This is a genomic window from Spirosoma spitsbergense DSM 19989, assembly GCF_000374085.1.
GTDB lineage: Bacteria > Bacteroidota > Bacteroidia > Cytophagales > Spirosomataceae > Spirosoma > Spirosoma spitsbergense.
On the sequence record NZ_KB893487.1, the window covers coordinates 1 to 3,068 of the forward strand.

General features: G+C 43.1%; 4 protein-coding genes. All 4 read right to left on the bottom strand.

Features of this window, described 5'->3' with window-relative positions; all coding sequences use genetic code 11:
* Positions 1 to 223: 223 nt before the first annotated feature.
* Positions 224 to 478 (bottom strand): energy transducer TonB, encoded by a 255-nt coding sequence (locus tag B157_RS35055; protein WP_157618394.1) that lies wholly within the window; start codon positions 476 to 478, stop codon positions 224 to 226.
* 178 nt (positions 479 to 656) lie between these two features.
* Entirely contained in the window at positions 657 to 1,862 is a 1,206-nt protein-coding gene (locus tag B157_RS0110890; protein ID WP_020603358.1) for an ISL3 family transposase, read from the bottom strand.
* 207 nt (positions 1,863 to 2,069) lie between these two features.
* A complete protein-coding gene (locus tag B157_RS0110895) occupies positions 2,070 to 2,495 on the bottom strand; it encodes a response regulator (RefSeq protein ID WP_020603359.1) in 426 nt (141 codons plus the stop codon).
* Positions 2,496 to 2,545: 50 nt separating this feature from the next.
* Complete coding sequence (locus B157_RS0110900; RefSeq protein WP_020603360.1) at positions 2,546 to 2,821, bottom strand: hypothetical protein; 276 nt, start codon at positions 2,819 to 2,821, stop codon at positions 2,546 to 2,548.
* Positions 2,822 to 3,068: the final 247 nt, after the last annotated feature.

The following is a 3,068-nucleotide window of genomic DNA, read 5'->3' on the forward strand; positions in this document are numbered from 1 at the left end:
TACCCAAAGGCACTAAACTGGAGAAAAATGATCCTAGAGTGCGTCAACTTTATCACTTCGGCTGTATAGCCGCCTAAATATTGACTAACCATTGCACGTAGTAGCCGTGAGGTAAAACATTTGTCGGAATGATAGGGTTAGGCCCCTCTCGATGATGAGTAAAACAAAAAGCAATTGGCAACATATAGCTGCCGACGTAATTTGGGTTCAAGGAGGGCATATGTTACAAGCCATTTTTTATCACATACTCAAATCCATATGATCTATTATCGAGCTGGCTCAGAACTGGATAAAGTAGAGTAATATGTTGGATTCGACCACGCTCATCAATCTCAAACCCAGCGTAAACTCGTCCGTAAATGGCGTTATTCGCCAAAATGGGCGGGTAATCAATCCGGCGTGAAGCAATAGCAATAAAAACAGGATCTTTATCAAGACGGTACTGTGGCATTTGAGCTAAAGCGAGCGGAAGACTCATAACCAGCAAAAAGAGGGACGTTAAGTACAAAGTTCTCACTATGGTTTAAAGTTAATTAGGGCGGGTTAATTTGACATTAGGCTAATCAGAAAACAGGTTGTAGCATTATTCTAAGTTACATAGTCAGCTTATTATCTAACGCATATCTGAATAAAGTTTCTTGGTTCTTGGAAAGTCATTACGGAATACTACCACATTCAGTCAATACTCGCAGACGAAGCGACTCAAAATCTCTATAGCCAAAGCCTCGCCGAATGATCCCCCGAATATGATTGTTGGTGCCTTCCATACCCGCGTTGGTGAGTCGGTCGGTGAAAAAATGACTCACCTTTTCCTTCCAGTTTTTGACCGTAACTAAGAAACGAGTCAACGGTTTGGAGTCTACCCGGGAGGCTTCTGCTTCCCAACTTGTCAGGGCCAATAAACCCGCTTTTTGACTGTAATCAGTGTCAAAAAGAGCCTTCAGTTTGGCACGTAAGGTGTAGATAGAGGCTAACACGGGGCAAGCTGAAAAAGCTGTTTGCAACTGTAATGACTCCTCAGCCGTCAACTTCTCGGGCGATTTAAGTAGCGGCCAGCGTAGGTTTTTGAGCCGATCATCCTGGCTCAACTCCTTGCGGGCTAGCCTGCGCTGGTGGTCGAGAGCCGTTGATAAGTGCTGCACAAAATGGAATCGATCAATCACATTGATGGCGTTGGGAAACACCCCTTTTTCGCCCACCAAGTTTACATAGCCATCCCACATATCGGACACAACCACTTTGATTTGCTGGCATAAAGCAGCCCCTCTTTGAACAAAATAGGCTTTTAGAGTGGCCATATCCCGCTTCTCCAAAAAGTCCAGTACGGTATTTCGCTGGGCATCGCGTAAGACACAAGCAAAGTTGCGTTTGCCTTTTCGCACCGCGATTTCATCCATGCTCAGTATTTCTACTAACGCCCAGCCATCCTCTCCAGCGTTGAGTTGCTCTTGGCTGTATTGCTCATGAATGCGATTGACCGTCGCCCAACAGATATCTTCTTTGAGGCTCACTTGCTGAATGGTGGTGTCCAGACTCATTTTGTAGAGGTAAGCCTCATAGCGTTGAGTCAGTCCGCGATTGCCCTCCACAAAGCCCACATCTTCGATGAAAAAACGGTGGCAGTCTGGGCATTCAAATTGGCGAGATTGCAAGGTCAACAACGTCTTGCGTCCCAGTATATCTAAGTCCCTAACTTTGCGAGAAGTGTAGCTACGAATGGTTGTAGAGGGTTGCTGGCAAAGGGGGCAGTTTTGGGATGGGGGCGTCCTAACCAATTCGATTAGCACCTCTTTATCGGTAAAAGAGAAGTCAGTCACCTTCACCTGAGGCAGGTTGAGCAAGCTGTCAATGTCTATTTGCATAAGGGATCAATATTAGCTCAGTCCGCAATAACTTTTCAAGAACCAGTTTCTTTAAATAAGTGTAGTTATGCAACAGGTCTAGGTAAAGTACAACTTCCTGCCCCACAGCAAGTTAGTACTATTCCTAGACCTGTTGCATAACTGATTTTATGTTAAGAAAATATTGTAAGATCGAAACACTTACAAGGCCAATGAATACAGCTTAAGCTATTTAATATAGTTTGGGGAAACGCAATCCTGCCAATATTCCACTATCCTTTTAATCATTTGCTCTAATTTGTTAAAGCTGTTGGGCTTGACAAAAAAGCCCTGAACTGACTTTGAGTAGGCGTCAATAACGTGTTCTTGCTCGGCACTTGTTGTAAAGAATAAGTAGGGAATACACTTTACTCTTAAGTCTTCATTATTGTGCACCTGTTCTCTTAATTCCAGCCCATTTAATTTAGGCATATTGATATCTGAAAGTACAATAAAGGGCTCAACATCACTACTAATCAAGTATGTGAGGGCTTCTTCAGGATCACTGAAGAAGATAATTTGGTTTTTATAATCAAGTATTTTAAAAATTTGCGTTAAAATTTCTTGATCATCATCATCATCTTCTATAATGATGATTGGTCCCTCTTTATTCATATAATTCGTTGTATAAGTGAGCATTATGATAACCAAATACCGAAAAGCCACTATTTTACTATCTCGATCCGAACGCAGTTAACGTACATATTCACCCGCTCCAAAAGATTACTGATCGCCGTTTGATAAGCGGTATTGTTTGACAAATTCCCCTCATAAAGCACACGAGCGCCTAGCTTGTTGTCCACTAACAGCCCGGCAATATGCCAGTTGACGGCTTTCTCGTTAAAGACATCAAGTTGGTAAAAACTCACTAACAGGTTGCCATCCGGGGTACCTGTTAGGCGAAACTGTACTAAATTCTTGGCTCCAAGTTCTTTTTCCATCACGTTATTAGCCCCGCTTAAGGGGGTTGTATGGCCGCAAATCTACTACTTTGTTGCGGGTCTGTCGAGTGGTAATTTAGCCCATTTTAGGGAGCTTCTTTTACGCTGTTTTATCGCCTCGGGTTAGAGAGCATTTCTTGAAATATCCCCTTAACCTAAGTACAGGACAAAAGTGGTACAAGGTGGCCAACAGGTTGGCCTTTAAGGATTCTATCGCGCAGTTCATCTAAACCGTGACGGAATAAAC

Bases quoted from the DNA above. Each gene is read 5' to 3' on its own strand.
- B157_RS35055 (WP_157618394.1), bottom strand. From the start codon at position 478: ATGAGTCTTCCGCTCGCTTTAGCTCAAATGCCACAGTACCGTCTTGAT.
- B157_RS0110890 (WP_020603358.1), bottom strand. From the start codon at position 1,862: ATGCAAATAGACATTGACAGCTTGCTCAACCTGCCTCAGGTGAAGGTG.
- B157_RS0110900 (WP_020603360.1), bottom strand. From the start codon at position 2,821: ATGGAAAAAGAACTTGGAGCCAAGAATTTAGTACAGTTTCGCCTAACA.
- B157_RS0110895 (WP_020603359.1), bottom strand. From the start codon at position 2,495: ATGAATAAAGAGGGACCAATCATCATTATAGAAGATGATGATGATGAT.